This window comes from Bacillus sp. P4_D3 (assembly GCF_056401855.1).
Genome location: NZ_JBFUIN010000482.1, coordinates 1 through 2424, shown reverse-complemented (window position 1 = coordinate 2424; position 2424 = coordinate 1). Strand labels below are relative to the sequence as shown.

Annotated in this window: 4 protein-coding genes; 1 reads left to right on the top strand and 3 read right to left on the bottom strand. The window is 34.7% G+C overall.

The window, feature by feature from the left end; genetic code table 11:
- The first annotated feature begins 246 nt into the window (after nucleotides 1–246).
- On the top strand, nucleotides 247–822 hold the full coding sequence (locus tag AC1DTM_RS23040) for a TetR/AcrR family transcriptional regulator (protein ID WP_199715367.1): 576 nt from the start codon (nucleotides 247–249) through the stop codon (nucleotides 820–822).
- Nucleotides 823–995: 173 nt separating this feature from the next.
- On the opposite strand, the gene AC1DTM_RS23035 is transcribed toward AC1DTM_RS23040, so the two are convergent.
- The 3 genes from AC1DTM_RS23035 to AC1DTM_RS23025 all read right to left on the bottom strand — a co-directional run.
- Nucleotides 996–1151: a hypothetical protein gene (locus tag AC1DTM_RS23035; protein WP_016128825.1), complete on the bottom strand. Its 156-nt coding sequence runs from the start codon at nucleotides 1149–1151 to the stop codon at nucleotides 996–998.
- Between the two features lie 163 nt (nucleotides 1152–1314).
- On the bottom strand, nucleotides 1315–1974 hold the full coding sequence (locus tag AC1DTM_RS23030; RefSeq protein WP_199715369.1) for a PspA/IM30 family protein: 660 nt from the start codon (nucleotides 1972–1974) through the stop codon (nucleotides 1315–1317).
- Nucleotides 1975–1976: 2 nt separating this feature from the next.
- A partial coding sequence (locus tag AC1DTM_RS23025; protein WP_477000974.1) for a hypothetical protein occupies nucleotides 1977–2424 on the bottom strand: 448 nt, incomplete at its 5' end.

Below are 2424 nucleotides of genomic sequence, written 5' to 3'. Positions count from 1 at the left end.
AATGCAACCATTGCACCTAAAAGTAATGCAATTAAAATGGGGGTATGTTTCATATTAGAAGTATCAACTTTGCCACTTGCAGGGCTCTTAGTTGTTATATTCATGTATTGATTCTCCTCCTGTTTTTTACTTAAAAATCTTTAAATACACCGGAACACATGTAATATAATATACATATATAGATTAAAAAGGGAGAATCAATTTAAAGCCATTGTATATTTAATCTACAAAAAAGGAGAATTGTAGATGAACGATAATGAAAAACAGCTTGATTTACGTATTAGACGTACACATAAATTACTTTGGGATTCCTTATTTGAATTAATGACGCAATCAAAACAAAAATATAGTTCCATCACGATTAACCAAATATGCGATCGCGCGATGGTACACCGAACAACATTTTACAAGCATTTTGAAGATAAAGATGCTTTATTAGCATTTGGATTTAAACGATATGGCGAGATGATTACTGAAATACCGCTTTTAGATCGATTAAGTAAACCATTTCAAGTGATGGAACAATTTCTTCACCATGAAGAAATCGGTAAAATATTAGAGGCGCAAATGTCTGATGAGCAATTTATTAGCCGTATACATTATTTAAGTCACGAAACGAGAAAACAAGAAACGGAAGCGTTAAATCAGCTGTGCAAAAATCATACGATGCCAAATGATTTAATCATTGAATTTTATTCAGGGGTAATCACATCATTAAGTGCGTGGTGGTTCCAAAACGGAAGAACAGTTTCTGCGGCAGAAATGGATAGGCACTTCCATCAACTCATTAATCGGGATATTTTTCAGTTTGAAAAGGAATAGTATTACAACTTTTAGATCATGTAATCAAATTGACCACAAAATAGGAATATGATATATTTTCCGTAGAATACTATATAAGTGTGACATCGAATAAAATGGCATATAATAAAAAGAAGAGATGCGCTAACATCTCTTCCCTAACTGCTACCGTATAGGGTGGTAGTTATTATAAGTTATTTCTTTTTACGAAACCCACCCTTTTGCTTCCTACGGCGCGGAGTGGGTTTTTTGTTGTCCTTATCCAGAAGTTGCTTCCGCAAAAAATACGCTGAAACTTCACGTACAGTCGCTTTCACAAACTCTTTTACAAGATCAAACAAAAACTCCATATTATCACCTCCTTTCCTTCCAAATAGAAAGAAGGGATAACCACCCACCCTCACAATATGCAGTTAAATATATTTTACCAAACGATTGTAAAGATATTATGTAAACAAAACAAATGAAATTTTACATAGAAAAAAGCCCATATGAAAATGGGCTTTTTGCATACTATTTATTCTCTTTTAACTTCTCTAACTCCCGCTGTACTTCTTCTTGCAAATTTTGATCTAACACTTCTTGCTGATTAGGAGACTTTAAATTATAAAAATAGTTACTAGCAGCCGTTTCTGCTTCTAGCTTTTGCACATACGATTCAATGCGCGCGAAGCCTTTCGCTGTACTTTCTGTATGGAACGAATCAATTGCTCTGTTGCTTTCTTTTATCGCTTGCGCCGCATTTAATCGCGAAACAAGAACTAGTTCTTTATATTGCAACTCTCCATATTTCTTTTGCAATTTGTCAATTTGTTCATAAAGCGTCGCTGTTTGCTCTTTTGTTATTTCGTACTGCTGGCGATATAGTTCCGCTTTTTTCTCATTTACAATCTTTTCTTGCAAGGCTAACTGCGCCATTTGATCTTCTTCGCGTGATACTGCAAGCTCAGCTTGGCGAGTTCTCTTCGCAATAAGAGTATCCGTTTCTGAAATTAATGCTTCATATTTTTTTTCTAAATAATATTGGTGAGAAAGTGCTTTTTCAGCCTTCGCAATTTGCTGTTCTGTCTCGCGAAGATATTGCTTCAACATGCTAACCGGATTTTCTATCTTATCTAACGTTTGATGCACATCCGCTACTACAATCTTTTTAATACGTTTTAAAATACCCATTATTACTTCTCCTCCTTACGAATATTGCGTTCCCATTGATCTAAAATATCTACTTGTTTTTGTACTTGAAAATCGCTGTATACATCTATATCAGTTGCCATTCTTTTCTCTTTTAATTTTTTATATGCCCAAACAATCGTTGCAACAAATGCAAGCATCGGAAGGACTGGTAATAAACCAATAACTAGGAGCAATATGCCTGTCCATTTTTTAACCGTATTCCCTTCAGACTTACGAAGCATAAACCAGCCGAAAAGAACAAATCCAAATGCTAACAGGAATGGTATAAAGAATAAACCTTCAAACTCTTTTTCATGGTGTTTTTCATGATGCTGCTTTCGCTCAAAGTTATTAAACTTTTCTTTTTGTGTAACGAAAGCTTCCCTTTCTTTATCGTGAGAAACAGTATATGCCGCTTGCTTATGCTTCTCATGATCCCACCTTTCAAAC